Annotated in this window: 6 protein-coding genes, 2 tRNA genes and 2 rRNA genes; 7 read left to right on the top strand and 3 right to left on the bottom strand. The window is 61.6% G+C overall.

The genetic code is table 11. The features are described from left to right. The first annotated feature begins 60 nt into the window (after positions 1 to 60). The 7 genes from BLU37_RS03885 to recD all read left to right on the top strand — a co-directional run bounded on the left by BLU37_RS03885 (position 61) and on the right by recD (position 13,070). A tRNA-Ile gene (locus BLU37_RS03885) sits at positions 61 to 137 on the top strand. A 36-nt stretch (positions 138 to 173) separates the two neighbouring features. Continuing rightward, positions 174 to 249 (top strand) — tRNA-Ala (locus BLU37_RS03880). Positions 250 to 491: 242 nt separating this feature from the next. Further along, positions 492 to 3,382: ribosomal RNA gene (locus BLU37_RS03875) — 23S ribosomal RNA — on the top strand. Between the two features lie 148 nt (positions 3,383 to 3,530). Further along, positions 3,531 to 3,646, top strand: a 5S ribosomal RNA gene (rrf, locus tag BLU37_RS03870). Between the two features lie 192 nt (positions 3,647 to 3,838). Then, positions 3,839 to 7,297, top strand: coding sequence for an exodeoxyribonuclease V subunit gamma (recC, locus tag BLU37_RS03865; RefSeq protein WP_090202411.1), 3,459 nt, complete (start codon positions 3,839 to 3,841; stop codon positions 7,295 to 7,297). Next, positions 7,294 to 10,986, top strand: coding sequence for an exodeoxyribonuclease V subunit beta (gene recB / locus BLU37_RS03860; protein ID WP_090202408.1), 3,693 nt, complete (start codon positions 7,294 to 7,296; stop codon positions 10,984 to 10,986). The genes recC and recB overlap by 4 nt, the downstream gene beginning before the upstream one ends. Next, positions 10,983 to 13,070 (top strand): exodeoxyribonuclease V subunit alpha, encoded by a 2,088-nt coding sequence (gene recD / locus BLU37_RS03855; protein ID WP_090202406.1) that lies wholly within the window; start codon positions 10,983 to 10,985, stop codon positions 13,068 to 13,070. The genes recB and recD overlap by 4 nt, the downstream gene beginning before the upstream one ends. 107 nt (positions 13,071 to 13,177) lie before the next feature. Here recD and BLU37_RS03850 read toward each other — a convergent pair whose 3' ends face one another. The 3 genes from BLU37_RS03850 to BLU37_RS03840 all read right to left on the bottom strand — a co-directional run bounded on the left by BLU37_RS03850 (position 13,178) and on the right by BLU37_RS03840 (position 16,794). After that, on the bottom strand, positions 13,178 to 14,722 hold the full coding sequence (locus BLU37_RS03850; protein ID WP_090202403.1) for an amino acid ABC transporter permease/ATP-binding protein: 1,545 nt from the start codon (positions 14,720 to 14,722) through the stop codon (positions 13,178 to 13,180). Between the two features lie 184 nt (positions 14,723 to 14,906). Continuing rightward, positions 14,907 to 15,698: an ABC transporter substrate-binding protein gene (locus tag BLU37_RS03845; protein WP_010448825.1), complete on the bottom strand. Its 792-nt coding sequence runs from the start codon at positions 15,696 to 15,698 to the stop codon at positions 14,907 to 14,909. A gap of 37 nt (positions 15,699 to 15,735) precedes the next feature. Continuing rightward, positions 15,736 to 16,794, bottom strand: a complete 1,059-nt coding sequence (locus tag BLU37_RS03840; protein WP_090202400.1) for an isopenicillin N synthase family dioxygenase — start codon at positions 16,792 to 16,794, stop codon at positions 15,736 to 15,738. Between the last annotated feature and the right edge of the window lie 4 nt (positions 16,795 to 16,798).

Here is a 16,798-nt window from a genome sequence, read left to right as displayed (position 1 = left end):
ATAAGTTCCCACACGAATTGCTTGATTCATTGAAGAAGACGATAGAAGCAGCCCGATATTGGGTCTGTAGCTCAGTTGGTTAGAGCGCACCCCTGATAAGGGTGAGGTCGGCAGTTCGAATCTGCCCAGACCCACCAGTTTAGGTGGGAAGTTGTAGGAACCTGTAGCGATACGGGGCCATAGCTCAGCTGGGAGAGCGCCTGCCTTGCACGCAGGAGGTCAACGGTTCGATCCCGTTTGGCTCCACCATTTACTGCGGTTAACTGTTTCTGCGTTAAAGCTTAGAAATGAGCATTCCATCGTTGTGATGGTGAATGTTGATTTCTAGTCTTTGATTAGATCGTTCTTTAAAAATTTGGGTATGTGATAGAAAGATAGACTGAACGTTACTTTCACTGGTAACGGATCAGGCTAAGGTAAAATTTGTGAGTAATTGCAAATTTTCGGCGAATGTCGTCTTCATAGTATAACCAGATTGCTTGGGGTTATATGGTCAAGTGAAGAAGCGCATACGGTGGATGCCTTGGCAGTCAGAGGCGATGAAAGACGTGGTAGCCTGCGAAAAGCTTCGGGGAGTCGGCAAACAGACTTTGATCCGGAGATGTCTGAATGGGGGAACCCAGCCATCATAAGATGGTTATCTTGTACTGAATACATAGGTGCAAGAGGCGAACCAGGGGAACTGAAACATCTAAGTACCCTGAGGAAAAGAAATCAACCGAGATTCCCTTAGTAGTGGCGAGCGAACGGGGACCAGCCCTTAAGTGGCTTTGAGATTAGCGGAACGCTCTGGAAAGTGCGGCCATAGTGGGTGATAGCCCTGTACGCGAAAGTCTCTTAGTCATGAAATCGAGTAGGACGGGGCACGAGAAACCTTGTCTGAATATGGGGGGACCATCCTCCAAGGCTAAATACTACTGACTGACCGATAGTGAACTAGTACCGTGAGGGAAAGGCGAAAAGAACCCCGGAGAGGGGAGTGAAATAGATCCTGAAACCGTATGCGTACAAGCAGTGGGAGCAGACTTTGTTCTGTGACTGCGTACCTTTTGTATAATGGGTCAGCGACTTATATTCAGTGGCGAGCTTAACCGAATAGGGGAGGCGTAGCGAAAGCGAGTCTTAATAGGGCGTTTAGTCGCTGGGTATAGACCCGAAACCGGGCGATCTATCCATGGGCAGGTTGAAGGTTAGGTAACACTGACTGGAGGACCGAACCGACTACCGTTGAAAAGTTAGCGGATGACCTGTGGATCGGAGTGAAAGGCTAATCAAGCTCGGAGATAGCTGGTTCTCCTCGAAAGCTATTTAGGTAGCGCCTCATGTATCACTGTAGGGGGTAGAGCACTGTTTCGGCTAGGGGGTCATCCCGACTTACCAAACCGATGCAAACTCCGAATACCTACAAGTGCCGAGCATGGGAGACACACGGCGGGTGCTAACGTCCGTCGTGAAAAGGGAAACAACCCAGACCGTCAGCTAAGGTCCCAAAGTCATGGTTAAGTGGGAAACGATGTGGGAAGGCTTAGACAGCTAGGAGGTTGGCTTAGAAGCAGCCACCCTTTAAAGAAAGCGTAATAGCTCACTAGTCGAGTCGGCCTGCGCGGAAGATGTAACGGGGCTCAAACCATGCACCGAAGCTACGGGTATCACGTAAGTGATGCGGTAGAGGAGCGTTCTGTAAGCCTGTGAAGGTGAGTTGAGAAGCTTGCTGGAGGTATCAGAAGTGCGAATGCTGACATGAGTAACGACAATGGGTGTGAAAAACACCCACGCCGAAAGACCAAGGTTTCCTGCGCAACGTTAATCGACGCAGGGTTAGTCGGTCCCTAAGGCGAGGCTGAAAAGCGTAGTCGATGGAAAACAGGTTAATATTCCTGTACTTCTGGTTATTGCGATGGAGGGACGGAGAAGGCTAGGCCAGCTTGGCGTTGGTTGTCCAAGTTTAAGGTGGTAGGCTGAGATCTTAGGTAAATCCGGGATCTTAAGGCCGAGAGCTGATGACGAGTGTCCTTTAGGACGCGAAGTGGTTGATGCCATGCTTCCAAGAAAAGCTTCTAAGCTTCAGATAATCAGGAACCGTACCCCAAACCGACACAGGTGGTTAGGTAGAGAATACCAAGGCGCTTGAGAGAACTCGGGTGAAGGAACTAGGCAAAATGGCACCGTAACTTCGGGAGAAGGTGCGCCGGTGAGGGTGAAGGACTTGCTCCGTAAGCCCATGCCGGTCGAAGATACCAGGCCGCTGCGACTGTTTATTAAAAACACAGCACTCTGCAAACACGAAAGTGGACGTATAGGGTGTGACGCCTGCCCGGTGCCGGAAGGTTAATTGATGGGGTTAGCTAACGCGAAGCTCTTGATCGAAGCCCCGGTAAACGGCGGCCGTAACTATAACGGTCCTAAGGTAGCGAAATTCCTTGTCGGGTAAGTTCCGACCTGCACGAATGGCGTAACGATGGCGGCGCTGTCTCCACCCGAGACTCAGTGAAATTGAAATCGCTGTGAAGATGCAGTGTATCCGCGGCTAGACGGAAAGACCCCGTGAACCTTTACTATAGCTTTGCACTGGACTTTGAATTTGCTTGTGTAGGATAGGTGGGAGGCTTTGAAGCGTGGACGCCAGTCTGCGTGGAGCCATCCTTGAAATACCACCCTGGCAACTTTGAGGTTCTAACTCAGGTCCGTTATCCGGATCGAGGACAGTGTATGGTGGGTAGTTTGACTGGGGCGGTCTCCTCCTAAAGAGTAACGGAGGAGTACGAAGGTGCGCTCAGACCGGTCGGAAATCGGTCGTAGAGTATAAAGGCAAAAGCGCGCTTGACTGCGAGACAGACACGTCGAGCAGGTACGAAAGTAGGTCTTAGTGATCCGGTGGTTCTGTATGGAAGGGCCATCGCTCAACGGATAAAAGGTACTCCGGGGATAACAGGCTGATACCGCCCAAGAGTTCATATCGACGGCGGTGTTTGGCACCTCGATGTCGGCTCATCACATCCTGGGGCTGAAGCCGGTCCCAAGGGTATGGCTGTTCGCCATTTAAAGTGGTACGCGAGCTGGGTTTAGAACGTCGTGAGACAGTTCGGTCCCTATCTGCCGTGGACGTTTGAGATTTGAGAGGGGCTGCTCCTAGTACGAGAGGACCGGAGTGGACGAACCTCTGGTGTTCCGGTTGTCACGCCAGTGGCATTGCCGGGTAGCTATGTTCGGAATAGATAACCGCTGAAAGCATCTAAGCGGGAAACTAGCCTCAAGATGAGATCTCACTGGAACCTTGAGTTCCCTGAAGGGCCGTCGAAGACTACGACGTTGATAGGTGGGGTGTGTAAGCGCTGTGAGGCGTTGAGCTAACCCATACTAATTGCCCGTGAGGCTTGACCATATAACACCCAAGCAATTTGAGTCGAAAGGCCAGATTGCGGTGTATGAAGACGAAGTGAACCGAAAGTTTGCGACTCACAACACCGAAAGCTGTCACATACCCAATTTGCTGAAGCGCGGCCAACGGCCTCGATTCGGTACCCGAATTTCTTGACGACCATAGAGCATTGGAACCACCTGATCCCATCCCGAACTCAGCAGTGAAACGATGCATCGCCGATGGTAGTGTGGGGTTTCCCCATGTGAGAGTAGGTCATCGTCAAGATTAAATTCCGAAACCCCAATTGCGAAAGCAGTTGGGGTTTTGTTTTTGGGGCGTTGAAAAGTCCGGTGTAGGGCTTTTGCCCGCGAAGAGGCCACCACAGCCGACACAAGACCCAACCCCCTCGCCGCCAGCAACCACGCCGGAGGTGTTAAAGTCCTGCCTTCGTTTTTCCAATTCTCCAAGGAAGTCGTCATGCCGGACGCGACGTCACTCAACCCTGCGTTCATGGTTGTTCAGAGCAACAGCCCTGAGGAACTGCGCAGCCTGGTGATCAATGTGATGCGGCGTTATCCCCTGGCGCCTCTGGAGAATGAAATCGCCCTGGTGCAGAGCAACGGTATCGCCCAATGGCTGAAACTGGCCCTGGCCGAAGACGCCGAGGACGACGATTCCGGTGGCTGCGGCATCGCCGCCGCCATTGATGTGCAACTGCCCGGCACCTTCATGTGGCAGCTCTATCGTATGGTGCTGGGTCGCGACGAGATTCCACCCAAGTCGCTGCTCGATAAGGCCCCTCTGACCTGGCGCCTGATGCGTTTATTGCCGGAACTGATCGGCCAGCCACACTTCGAACCCCTGCAACGCTTCCTGACCCACGACAGCGATCTGCGCAAACGCTATCAACTGGCCGAGCGCCTGGCCGACCTGTTCGACCAATATCAGGTATACCGAGCGGATTGGCTGGAAGACTGGGCCGCCGGCCGCCATCAGTTGCGTAGCGTACGCGGCGAGATCAAGCCGCTGAGCCCGGCAAATTGCTGGCAGGCGGAGTTGTGGCGTGCATTGCTGCTGGATGTCGGCACCGAAGGCATGGCTCAGAGCCGAGCAGGGGTGCACCAACGTTTCATCGAGCGCATCAACACCCTTGAGACGGCACCACCAGGCCTGCCACCCCGGGTGATCGTCTTCGGTATTTCCTCGTTGCCGGCCCAGGCCCTGGAAGCCCTGGCCGGTCTGGCACGTTTCAGCCAGGTGCTGCTCTGCGTGCACAACCCCTGTCGTCACCACTGGACCGACATCGTCGCCGACAAGGACCTGCTGCGTAACGAATACAAACGTCAGTCACGCAAGGTCGGCATGCCGCTGATTCTCGACCCCGAAGCCCTGCACCAGCACGCTCACCCATTACTGGCCGCCTGGGGCAAGCAGGGTCGTGACTACATCAACCTGCTCGACAGCTACGACGACCCGAACAGCTACCGTGCGGCCTTTCGTGATGGCCGCATCGACTTGTTCAGCGACAGCACCCCAGCGACCCTGCTCAACCAGTTGCAGGACGATATCCTCGAACTGCGTCCGTTGACCGAAACCCGCGAGCGTTGGCCCGCCGTCGACCTGCAGCAGGACCACTCGGTCCGCTTCGAGATCGCCCACAGCGCCCAGCGCGAAGTGGAAATCCTTCACGATCAGTTGCTCGCCCGTTTCAGCGCCAACCCGGACCTGCGCCCGCGGGACGTGATCGTCATGGTCCCGGATATCGACAGCTACGCCCCGCATATCCGCGCGGTCTTCGGGCAGCTCGAACGCAATGACTCACGCTTCATTCCGTTCACCCTCGCAGACCAGGGCCAACGCGGGCGCGACCCGCTGCTGATCGCCGTCGAACACTTGCTGAAGTTGCCCGACAGCCGTTTCCCGGTCAGCGAAATCCTTGATCTGCTCGACGTGCCGGCTCTGCGCGCCCGCTTCAATATCCAGGAGCGCGACCTGCCTACCCTGCACCGTTGGATCGAAGGCGCGGGCATCCGTTGGGGCCTCAGCGCTGAGCAACGCGCCGACCTCGGCCTGCCCGAAGCGCTGGAGCAGAACAGTTGGCGTTTCGGCTTGCGCCGCATGTTGCTGGGCTATGCGGTCGGCACGGGGGAGGGGTGCGAAGGCATTGAGCCCTATGACGAAATCGGCGGCCTCGATGCCGCGCTGATCGGTCCGGTGGTGGCCTTGCTCGATGCCCTGGAAATCGCCCACCAGGAACTCTGCGAACCGGCTCGCCCGCAGCAATGGGGCGAACGCCTGCAAGCGCTGCTGCAACTGTTCTTCCTGGCCAGCACCGAACACGACGATTATCTGCTGATCCAGCTCGAACAACTGCGCGCGACCTGGCTGGAAACCTGCGAAGCCGTCGACCTGCAGGAACAACTGCCTCTGACGGTGGTCCGTGAAGCCTGGCTGGCTGGCCTCGATCAAGGTCGGCTGTCCCAGCGCTTCCTCGCCGGTGCGGTGAACTTCTGCACGCTCATGCCGATGCGGGCGATCCCGTTCAAGCTGGTCTGCCTGCTCGGCATGAATGACGGCGACTATCCGCGCGCCCAGCCGCCGCTGGACTTCGACCTGATGGGCAGCGACTACCGCCCCGGTGACCGTTCGCGCCGTGAAGACGATCGCTACCTGTTGCTCGAAGCGCTGCTTTCGGCCCGTGAGCAGTTGTATATCAGTTGGGTGGGCCGCAGCATCCGCGACAACAGCGAGCGTCCGGCCTCGGTACTGATCGGTCAACTGCGCGACCATATCGCCAGCGGCTGGCGACTGTCGGATGCCGATGGCGAGCACCTGCTCGAAGCCCTGACCCAGGAACACCCGCTGCAACCCTTCAGCGCCCGCTATTTCCATGCAGGCGATGCCGGTCTGTTCAGCTACGCCCGTGAATGGCAGACATTGCACGAACAGCAGGATGCCGGCGAACCTGGAAGCGAACTCGCACCCTACACTCAGGACGAGCCTCTGACCCTGGCGCAGTTGCAGGATTTCCTGCGCAACCCCGTCCGGCATTTCTTCAGCCAGCGTCTGAAAGTCTTCTTCGAGTCTGCCGAAGCACCGTTGGCCGATGAAGAGCCGTTTGTCCTCGATGCCCTGCAACGCTACAGCCTCAGTGACAGCCTGCTCAATGCCGCCTTGCAGCAGGCGGACAACCCCGAGCAGGCGCTGAGCAACCAGGCTCGCCGTCTGCAAGGCAGCGGCCTGCTGCCCATGGCCGGCTTCGGCGAACTGCTGCAACAGGAACTGATCGAGCCACTGCCCGGTCTGCTGGAACGCTACCAACAACTGTTGATGTTATGGCCGACGCCGGTTCCCAGTGCCCTGCCGGTCAGTGTCGACAGCCAGGGCGTACGCCTCGAAGGCTGGCTGGCCGGCTTGCATCAGCGCAGCGATGGCGGTTACCTCGCCGTCACCACCATCCCCAACAGCATCGGTTCGCTCAAGGCCCGCAAATGGCATCGCCTGATCAAGCCCTGGGTCAATCATCTGGTGGCCTGTGCCTGCGAGCTGCCGCTGACCACCGCGCTGGTTGCCAGCGACGATACTTTGCTGCTGACACCACTCGAGCCGGAGCGGGCCAAGACCCTGCTCGGCGAATTGCTGCTGGCCTGGCAGATCGGCATGCGCCGACCGCTGCCGGTGGCGGTCAAGACCGCCTTCGCCTGGTTATCCCAGCCGGACCCGCTCAAGGGCGAGGCCGCCGCACGCAAGACCTACGACGGTGATGGCATCAACAGCGAAGGCGAACGCCGTGAAAGCGCTGCCCTCGCCCGGCAGTTCACCGACTACAACGCGCTGGTCGCCAGCGAAGAGTTCGAGGGCTGGTGCGACAGCCTCTATCGACCTTTGCTCCAAGCCCCCTGGCGTTCACTGACCGCCGAGGAACCGCGTCCATGAACGACCTCAAGACTCCACTGGCCCTGGCCTTCCCGCTACGTGGCAGCCAACTGATCGAAGCCAGTGCCGGCACCGGCAAGACCTTCACCATCTCCGCGCTGTACCTGCGCCTGGTGCTCGGCCACGGCGGCGAAATGGCCGGTTTCGGACGCGAGCTGCTGCCGCCGCAGATCCTCGTGGTGACCTTCACCGATGCCGCGACCAAGGAACTGCGTGACCGCATCCGCACCCGTCTGGCCGAAGCTGCGCGGTTCTTTCGCGACGAGATAAAGGCCCCGGACGACCTGATCGCCCGACTGCGCGCCGAGTACGCTGCCGAGCAATGGCCGGCCTGCGCCAACCGCCTGGACATCGCCGCACAATGGATGGACGAAGCCGCCGTCTCGACGATCCACGGCTGGTGCCAGCGCATGTTGCGCGAGCACGCCTTCGACAGTGGCAGCCTGTTCACCCAGACCCTGGAAACCGACCACAGCGATCTGCTCGGCGAAGTGCTGCGCGATTACTGGCGGCTCTATTGCTACAAGATGCAGGGGGACGCGCTGCACTGGGTCCGCGCCAACTGGGGCGGACCTGATGCCTTGTTGCCGAGAGTGCGTGCGCTGTTCGGCAACGTGGATCGTGACAGTGAGGACGATGAGCCGGAGCCTGCCGAGCTGATCGAGGCCTGTCTGCTCGAACGCCGTGAAGCCCTGCAGCAGCTCAAGGCACCCTGGAAGCAGTGGGCCGTCGAGCTGCGTGAACTCTGCCTGCAAGGCGTGGCGAGCAAGGCGGTCGATGGCCGCAAGATGCAGGCGCGCTACTTCGAGCCCTGGTTCGAAAAGCTCACCGCCTGGGCCGAAGACGAAGCCTTGGAGCCATTGGATATCGGCACCGGCTTCACCCGGCTGACCCCGGCGGGTATGGCTGAAGCGTGGAAAGGCGAAGCGCCACAGCATCCCGCGCTCGACGCGATGGCCGGCCTGAAGGCCAGCCTCGATGCCTTGCCCACCCCCGATGCCGCCGTGCTGGAGCATGCCGCCCGCTGGGTCGGCGCACGCTTCGAGGATGAGAAACGCCGCCGTGCCGAAATGGGTTTTGACGACATGCTGTTGCGCCTCGATGCCGCCTTGCGCGCCGAGGGTGGCGAGCGTCTGGCTGGACTGATCCGCGAGCAGTTCCCGGTGGCCTTGATCGACGAATTCCAGGACACCGATCCGGTGCAGTACCGGATCTTCGAAAGCATCTATCGCATCGAGGACAACAGCCCCGACGGTGGTCTGTTCCTGATCGGCGACCCCAAGCAGGCGATCTACGCCTTCCGCGGCGCCGACATCTACACCTACCTGCGCGCACGCCAGGCCACCAGTGGTCGCCTGCACACCCTGGACACCAACTTCCGTTCCAGTCACGCGATGGTTCGCTCGGTCAATCACGTGTTTGAACGCGCCGAGCAGCGTGAGCAGGGCCGGGGTGCGTTCCTGTTCCGTGACGGCGAAGAGAATCCGGTGCCGTTCGTGTCGGTGGCGTCCCAGGGCCGCAAGGAAGCATTCCAGATCGACGGCCAGCCACAGGCGGCCCTGAACGTCTGGCAGTTGTCCTCCGAGCAGCCGCTGTCCGGTGCGGTCTATCGCCAGCAGTTGGCGGCCAGTTGCGCCAGCGAAATCGTCGGCCTGCTCAATGGCGGGCAGCAGGGGCGCGTCGGCTTCAGTCGCGACGGTCAGCTGCAGGGCGTGCGGCCGTCGGATATCGCCATTCTGGTTCGGGACGGCAAGGAAGCGCAGGCGGTGCGTGGTGAGTTGGCCGCGCGCGGTGTGCGCAGCGTCTACCTGTCGGACAAGGACTCGGTGTTCGCCGCCCAGGAAGCCCACGACCTGCTGACCTGGCTCAAGGCCTGTGCCGAGCCGGACGTCGAGCGCCCGCTGCGCGCGGCCCTGGCCTGCATCACCCTGAACCTGCCGCTGGCCGAACTGGAGCGGCTGAACCAGGACGAGTTGGCCTGGGAGGCGCGGGTCATGCAGTTCCGTGGTTATCGCACGTTGTGGCGGACCCAGGGTGTACTGCCGATGCTGCGCCGGCTGCTGCATGACTTCCAGTTGCCCCAGACACTGATCGCCCGCAGCGACGGCGAGCGGGTGCTGACCAATCTGCTGCACCTGTCCGAACTGCTGCAACAGGCCTCCGGCGAGCTGGATGGCGAACAGGCGCTGATCCGCCACCTAGGTGAGCACCTGGCGTTGTCCGGGCAAGCCGGTGAAGAACAGATCCTGCGCCTGGAGAGCGACGAGCAACTGGTCAAGGTGGTGACCATCCACAAGTCCAAGGGGCTGGAGTACCCGCTGGTGTTCCTGCCCTTCATCTGTTCGGTGAAGCCAGTGGACGGCAGCCGGCTGCCGCTGCATTACCACGACAGCGCCGGCAAGGCCCAGGTCAGCCTCAAGCCCACTGCCGAACTGATCGCCCAGGCCGACGACGAGCGTCTGGCCGAAGACCTGCGCCTGCTCTATGTGGCGTTGACCCGAGCCCAGCACGCCTGTTGGCTGGGCGTGGCCGACCTCAAGCGCGGCAACCACAACAGCTCGGTGCTGCACCTGTCGGCCCTGGGCTACCTGCTCGGCGGCGGCGCGGTGCTGGCCGAGTCCACTGGCCTGGCCGGCTGGCTGCGGGATCTGCAACAGGACTGCCCGGCCTTGGCCTGTCAGGAGCTGCCCGCGCCCAACGACCTGTCGTACCAGCCACCCCGTAACCAGGCGACCTTGCTCGAACCACTGTTGCCCAAGCGCAAGGCCACCGAGCATTGGTGGATCGCCTCGTACAGCGCCCTGCGCATCAGCGAACAGTTGGGCGCCGGCAGTGACGAAGCACCGGAAAACCCCCAGGCCCAGAAACTCTTCGACGACGAGCGGCTGGACCCGGATGCACCACGCGAAGTCGTGGCCAGCGGCGGCGACATTCACCGTTTTCCCCGTGGCCCGAATCCCGGCACCTTTCTCCATGGTCTGTTGGAGTGGGCCGGTGACGAGCGCTTCACGGCCGACCGCGAGCTGATCGAAAAGGCTGTCGCGCCTCGCTGCAACCTGCGCGGCTGGAAGGGCTGGATCGAGACCCTGAGCGACTGGCTCGCGCATTTGTTGCAGTTACCGTTTCGTCTCGGCGACGGCCAGCCGCCCGTGGCGCTCAACAGCCTCGTCAGCTATCAGGTGGAGATGGAGTTCTGGTTCGCCAGCCACAAGGTCGATGTGCAGCAGGTCGATGAACTGGTCCGTCGCCACACCCATGGCGGCGTTGCTCGGGCGGCTGCCGAGCCGGTGCTGCTCAATGGCATGTTCAAGGGTTTCATCGACCTGACCTTCGAACACCAGGGCCGCTACTACGTGGCCGACTACAAATCCAACTGGCTGGGCGCCGATGATGCGGCCTATACCGAGCAGGCGATGGCAGAGTCGATCCTCGAGAACCGCTACGATCTGCAATACGTGCTCTACCTGCTGGCCCTGCATCGCCAGCTCAAGGCGCGGGTGCCGGACTACGACTACGACCGGCACATGGGCGGTGCCCTGTACCTGTTCCTGCGTGGCTCACGCGCGCCGAGCCAGGGTGCCTATTTCGCCAGGCCGCCACGCCAGTTGATCGAACAACTGGACCTGCTGTTCCAGGGTAAATCCGTACCGAAATCCGAACCCGCCTGGGAGCAGGGGAGTCTGCTATGAAACGTTCCTTTGCCGAGCTGCTGCCCACCGCACTGAACGACGACAGCCTCGCCGAACTGGCGCCACTGAGTCGCGCCGAAGACCTGCTGCTGTTGCTCGAACGCTGGTTCGAACGGGGCTGGGTACGGGCGCTGGACAAGGCCTTCGTGGCCTTCCTGCATGAACTCGATCCCGAGGGTGATCCGCTGGTGCTGCTGGCGGCGGCCCTGACCAGTCACCAACTTGGTCACGGGCATGTCTGCCTCGACCTGTTCGAAACCCTGAGTGAACCGGACTTCGCCCTGTCGTTGCCGCCGGAGGGCGACGTGCAGAGTGGGGCGCTGCTGCTGCCGTCACAGTTGTTGGTGGCGCTCGATGGTGAGGCCTGGTGCCAGGCGTTGCAGTCCAGCCCGCTGGTCGCGCAGGCCGACGATCCGAGCCTGGACGCCGGGCAACGACCGTTGGTGCTCAGTGGCCGACGGCTGTACCTGCGGCGCTACTGGAGCTACGAGCGCCGTATCGACAGCGCTCTGCGCCTGCGTCTCGCCGAACAGGAAGCCACCCCGGACGACCTGCCCCGGCGCCTCACCGAGCTGTTCGGCGCCGCTGGCAGCAGTGGCCGTATCGACTGGCAGAAGCTCGCCTGCGCCCTGGCCACGCGGGGTGCCTTCAGCATCGTCACCGGCGGCCCCGGCACCGGCAAGACCACCACCGTGGTGCGCCTGCTGGCCCTGCTCCAGGCGCCAGCGGTGGAGGCGGGCAAGCCGCTGCGCATTCGCCTCGCCGCCCCGACCGGCAAGGCCGCCGCGCGCCTGACCGAATCCATCAGTGCCCAGGTGCGTTCGCTGACCATCGATGAATCGGTCCGTGCCCGGATCCCCAGCGAAGTGACCACCGTGCACCGCCTGCTCGGCAGTCGCCCGGGCACCCGGCACTTCCGCCATCACGCCGGCAATCGCCTGCCACTGGATGTGCTGGTGGTGGACGAGGCGTCGATGATCGACCTGGAGATGATGGCCAACCTGCTCGATGCGCTGCCGGTGCATGCGCGGCTGGTGTTGTTGGGGGACAAGGACCAGTTGGCCTCGGTGGAAGCCGGAGCCGTGCTCGGCGACCTGTGCCGCGATGCCGAGGACGGTTGCTACAGCGCCGCCACGCGCGCCTGGCTGCAGGCGGTCAGTGGCGAAGACCTCGGCACCAGCGGCTTGCGCGAAGTCGCCGAGGGCAGCCATCCACTGGCCCAGCAGGTGGTGATGTTGCGTCACTCACGGCGCTTTGGCGAAGGCAGCGGGATCGGCCAGCTGGCGCGGCTGGTCAACCAGCAGGCAGCGGACGAAGCTCGTGCCCTGTTGCAGGCAGGCAACCATGCCGACCTGTTCGCCCTGGCGCTCAAGGGCGAGCAGGACCGCAAGTTCGACAAGCTGCTACTCGATGGCGAGGGCAGCAACCGCAAGGGCTATCGCCATTACTTCGACGTGATGCGCAGCGGCCGCCCGCCGGCCTACAGCGACCTCGATGACCCGTGCTGGGAAGACTGGGCGCGCTCGGTATTGCGCGCCTTCGACGAGTTTCAGTTGCTCTGTGCGGTGCGCAAGGGGCCCTGGGGCGTCGAGGGTTTGAACCAGCGGATCACCGCCGCGCTGTTCGCCAAGCGACTGATCGACAGCGACCAGCACTGGTATGAAGGCAGGCCGGTGCTGATGACCCGCAACGACTATGGGCTGGGCTTGATGAACGGCGATATCGGCATCGCCCTGCGTCTGCCCGAGCGCGAGGGGGCTGACAGGAGCCAGCAGGTGCTGCGGGTGGCGTTTCCGCGTAACGATGGTCAGGGCGGAGTCCGCTTCGTCCTGCCGAGCCGATTGAACGACGTGGAAACCGTCTACGCCATGACCGTGCACAAATCCCAGGGCTCGGAGTTCAGCCATACTGCGCTGATCCTGCCCGAGGCGCTGAATCCGGTGCTGACCAAGGAGTTGATCTACACCGGCATCACCCGCGCCAAGGACTGGTTCAGCCTGCTCGAACCCCGTGGCGGGGTGTTCGAGGAGGCGGTGCGGCGCAAGGTCAAGCGCTTGAGCGGGCTGATGCTGGAGCTGGGGTAGCGGTTGTCCAAGCGAGCCTCTTCGCGGGCAAGCCCTGCTCCTGCAGGCTCACGCCCCCTGTAGGAACAGGGCTTGCCCGCGAAGAGGCCCCGACAGACCCCACCCTCTCAACTCCCCACGCTATCCAACGCCGCCGCCTCCTGCCGCCCGATCCCCATGAACCGCCGCACGCGTTCACCCTGGTCACCCTCGCGAATTTCCTGCGGGCTGGCGTCGAGCTGGACCACGCCGTTCTCCATGAAAATCACCCGGTCGGAGATCGACATGGCGAAATCCATCTCATGGGTGACGATCAGCATCGTCATGCCTTCACCCGCCAGGTCGCGGATCACCTTGAGCACGTCCCCCACCAGTTCCGGGTCCAGCGCCGAAGTGGGTTCGTCGAACAGCATGATCTGCGGCTCCATTGCCAACGCCCGGGCGATCGCCACCCGCTGTTGCTGGCCGCCGGACAACTGGTGCGGATACTTGTGGGCATGGGCCAGCAGGCCGACCTTGTCCAGCAGCGCCAGGGCCTGCTGTTCGCTCGATTCGCGACGGGCACCGTGATAACGCGGGGCCAGGGTGACGTTGTCGAGGATGGTGCGGTGCGGGAACAGGTTGAAGTTCTGGAACACCATGCCGATGCGGCGCACGCCCTGGCGTATCTGCGGGCTGTTGGCGCGGTCGCTGGCGCTGATGAAACTCTCGCCGAACAGCACGACTTCACCCTGATCGATACTTTCCAGGCCGTTGAGGGTGCGGATCAGTGAGGTCTTGCCGGAGCCCGACGGGCCGATGATCGAGATCACCTGGCCGCTACCGACGTTGAGGTCGATGCCCTTGAGTACTTCATGATTGCCGTAGTGCTTGTGGATGTTGCGCAACTGCAGCGCTGGGGCGGCTCCGGCCATAGGCCGCGTGCGGACGCTCGCCGGTGACGGCAGCAGGCGCGCCCTGAGGTTGGCGGTGGCGCTGTCGGTGAGCGTCTGTGGCGTGCGCTGGTTGAGGTCCAGATAACGTTCCAGACGCTGCAGCAGCCAGCCGAACAGGCTGACGATCAGCACGTAGTACACCGCCACCGCGCCGAGGGTTTCCATCACCAGAAAATTCTGTGCGTAGAGACGCTGACCGACCGTGAGGATCTCGGTCAGAGAGATTACCGAAACCAGCGAGGTCAGCTTGACCACGGTGATGTATTCATTGATCAGCGTCGGCAGCGCGATGCGGAACGCCTGCGGAATCACGATCAGCCGTTGCAACCCGAGCAGGCCGATGCCGAGGGCACGACCGGCCTCCTTCTGGCCCTTGGCGACCGAGATCAACCCGCCTCGATGGATCTCGGCCATGTACGCCGCTTCGGTGACCACCAGGGCGAACAGCCCGGAGTAGAATGGGTTGGACAGCACCCTGCCGCTCGCCGGGAACAGTTGCGGCAGGTTATAGACGAACACCACCAGCACCAGCAGCGGGATACTGCGAAAGAACCAGATGTACACCGCTGCCGGGGTGCGCAGCCAGGCCAAGGCTGACAGCTTGGCCGAGGCCAGCATGAAGCCCAGCACCATGCCGATGAACCAGGCCAGGGCGCTGAGCTCGACCACCGTGACACAGGCCTGCCAGAAGGCGGGCATCGAGAACAGCGAAAGGAAATAGGGCCAATCGAATTGCATGGAAACCTCGGTGATTCAGGGCCTGGCGCCTGTGGGGCAGAAACACGGCCCCTGTAGAAACGGATGGGCGCGGGTGACACCCTCCTGGTGTGAGCCGGCTTGCTGGCGATAGCGGTATGTCAGGTCATGACGAAATACCTGATTCACCACTATCGCCAGCAAGCCGGCTCCCACAGGGTTGTGTTTACTCCGCCGCCTCCAGTGCGTACTTGTTCAGAATCGCCGCGTATTCACCGCTCTTTTTCGTCTCCTCGAACGCCTTGAGCAGTGCCTGGTACGTCGCGTCATTGCCCTTCTTCACGAAGATCCCCAGGGTCTGCTGGTAGATCGGATGCTCGGTGGTCACCACCACCCGGCCCTTGGTCCGCTCGGCGATCATCTTCGCGGCGCCGGCGATTTCCACCTGTGCCTGGATGTTGTTCGACAGCAGTGCCTGGGTGACCTCCGGCGCCGACGGGTATTCGCTCACGGTGATCGCCCCCTTGCCCTTGGGCACGCAATACTCGCTGGACAGCTTCTGGAACTGTGCCACCCAGGTAGTACCCTGCTCCAGCCCGACCTTCAGCCCGCACAGATCCTCGGGCACCTTGGGCTTGAGCCCGCTGTCCTTGGGCACCATGATCGCCGCGCCGGTCTTGGCGTAGGCAATGGTCATGGCCTGGGTCTGGCGCTCGGGGGTGATGTACATGCCGGAAATGATCGCGTCGAACTTGCCGGCATTGAGCCCCATGATCAGGCTCGGGAACTTGGTGTCGATGAACTCCACCTTGCTCTCCAGATGCTTGGCCAGGGCCTGGGACAGCTCCGGATCGGAGCCGACCACGTTCTTGTCGGCGTCGTAGGATTCGAACGGCGGATAGGTGATTTCCATGCCGATTTTCAGTTGGCCGGGCGTGGCCGTTGCGGCGGCGAAGGCACTGGCGCTGCAGAACAGGGCGGTGGCGAGCAGGGTCAGACCAGGGAGATGTTTGAGCATGGACGGTAACTCCGGGTTGGGTAGGTGAGCGACAGGTTCAGGAAGGCTGCGCCTGGTTTTTCAGGTGACCGAAGCTCGAAGGCTTGCGGGCTTTTTCCGGCAGGGCGATCTCGCCGTTCTCCACGCGTCGGCGCAGGTACTGGTAGGTCTGTAGTGCCTGGCCGTACATGTGCTCGCCGATGGTGATCTGTTCGTATTGCTGGCCGGCCTTGGCGAAGCTCGGCAGCGGCTGGATCAGGGTGTGGAAGTCGCAGGCATAGAACAGCGGGAAGGCATAACGCTCCTCGCTCACGCTACGCACCCGGTGAGCGGTGGCGACGAAGGCACCGGCGGTCATCACTTCGAGCATGTCGCCGATGTTCACCACGAAGGCGCCGGGGATCGGAGGCGCATCGATCCACTGGCCCTGGTCGTTCAGCACTTCCAGGCCGGGCTTGTCGGCCAGCAGGATGGTGAAGCACTCATAGTCGGTGTGTGCGCCGATACCCGGGGCGTCCTGGGCGGCATCGTCGAACGGATAGTGAATCAGACGCAGCTTCGACGGTGGTCGGCTGACCATGGCATCGAAGGCGTTTTCCTCCAGCCCCAAAGCCAGGGCGAAACCGCCGAACAGCTTGCGCCCCAGAGCGAAGACCGCCGCGTAGTAAGCTTGTGCGGCCTCCTTGAAACCCGGCAGCGTCGGCCATTCGTTCGGCCCCAACAGCGGGGTGCCGGCGAGCACCAACGGATCGTCCGCGGGCACTTCGAAACCGATATCGAAGGCTTCCTTGTGGTCCGGCTTGCCCTTGGCATAGACCTCTTCGCCTTCGGGCACGAAGCCCTTGTGGGTTTTCGAGGTGCCGATGTAGTGCTGCATCTTGATGTCGAACGGTTGCGCAAAGTAGTTTTTGGCCGCCTGGCGCAAGTCGGCGATCAGTTGCGGGTCGATACCGTGCCCGGTGATGTAGAGGAAACCGACCTCGCTGGCCGCTGCACCCAGTTGCTCGGCGACCGCCAGGCGGTGTTCCAGCTCGACGCTGAACAACCCGGCGATATCCACCACCGGAATGCTCTTGAAGTTGGCCTGGGCCGGAATGTTATGACTGTTCTCGGGCATGACG

It is taken from the genome of Pseudomonas asplenii, assembly GCF_900105475.1.
Taxonomy (GTDB): domain Bacteria; phylum Pseudomonadota; class Gammaproteobacteria; order Pseudomonadales; family Pseudomonadaceae; genus Aquipseudomonas; species Aquipseudomonas asplenii.
Note: the sequence above shows the minus strand (reverse complement) of the source record. Positions and strands in the feature narration are given on the sequence as shown.